We start from the raw sequence: 1,333 nt of genomic DNA, 5'->3' as shown, positions 1-1,333 counted from the left end.
TGGAGCGGCCCCCTGAATCTGAGGACACGGTTCCCCTCTTAAACTAAGAGGTAGTCAAATGACCGTGTTTATGACTAACACTAACAACGAGATCGCGGCGGAGGTTGTCGGGCCCGAGCGGCGCCGGCGCTGGTCACTGCAGGAGAAGCTGCAGATGGTCAGGGAAAGTTATGAATCAGGGAAGTCGGTCTCAATGGTCGCCCGGCGTCACGCAGTGAACCCGAACCAGCTGTTCCAATGGCGCAAGTTGCACCAGGAAGGAGCCCTGTCGGCGGTGTCCGCGGGCGAGGCGGTGGTGCCGGCCTCGCAATTGGCCGAAGCGCTGCGGGAGATCAAGGCGCTGCAACGGATTCTGGGCAAGAAGACGCTGGAGAACGAGATCCTGCGAGAAGCGGTGGAGTACGGCCGCTCAAAAAATCTGATTGCGCGCTCACCATTGCTGCCGGGGGACGACCGTTGAAGCGGGTCTGTGAAGTCCTCGGTGTGGCGCGCTCGGGGGCAACGAAGCGACGAGCTCGGCCTTCGGATTGGCGCGATGGCCGGTGTGCCCGCCGCATGGACGATGCGGGCCTGTTGACCGAGTTGCGCGAGGCGGTGGAACACCTGCCCAGCTACGGCTATCGGCGCGCCTGGGGCGTGCTGCGTCGCCAGCGCGAGGCCCGCCAGGCGCCCGCGGTCAACCTCAAGCGCGTGTATCGGGTCATGCGCATGCACGGGCTGCTGCTGGCACATCAGCCAACACCCCCGCGTTCGCGGCGCCGTCATGAAGGTCGGGTGGCCGTCGACACGAGCGATCAACGCTGGTGTTCCGACGGCTTCGAGTTCAGGTGCGACAACGGCGAGCCCGTGCGCACTACCTTCGCGCTGGACTGCTGCGACCGCGAAGCGATGAGCTGGGCGGCCACCACGGGTGCGCAGACGGGCGACATCGTGCGCGACGTGATGCTCGCAGCCGTCGAGCGTCGCTTCGAGCAGGCACTACCATGCGAGACCATCGAGTGGCTGACCGACAACGGCTCGCCCTACATTGCCGAGCGCACCCGCGCCTTCGCGCTGGACCTCGGGCTGCTGCCCTTGACGACGCCGGTGTGCTCGCCGCAGAGCAACGGGATGGCCGAGTCGTTCGTCAAGACCATGAAGCGCGACTACGTCGCCTTCATGCCCAAGCCCGATGCGCGCACGGCCATCCAGAACCTGGCACTCGCCTTCGAGCACTACAACGAGCATCATCCCCATAGCGCACTGAAGTACCGCTCGCCCCGAGAGTTCAGGCGCGCGAAATATTCCTTAAACCAAGGGTGACTTGGTGTCCTCGGATACGGGAAGCACTCCA

General features: G+C 64.6%; 1 protein-coding gene. It reads left to right on the top strand.

Annotation, left to right across the window (positions count from 1 at the left end):
* The first annotated feature begins 70 nt into the window (after positions 1–70).
* A protein-coding gene (locus tag AC07Y4_RS32935) for an IS3 family transposase (RefSeq protein ID WP_218618809.1) occupies positions 71–1,302 on the top strand; the annotation gives its coding sequence in 2 pieces (ribosomal slippage) (positions 71–410 and positions 410–1,302; 1,233 coding nt in all).
* The last annotated feature ends 31 nt before the right edge of the window (positions 1,303–1,333 follow it).

This window comes from Variovorax sp. GW460-12-1-14-LB1 (assembly GCF_059423605.1).
This window is presented reverse-complemented; position numbering and strand designations above follow the sequence as displayed.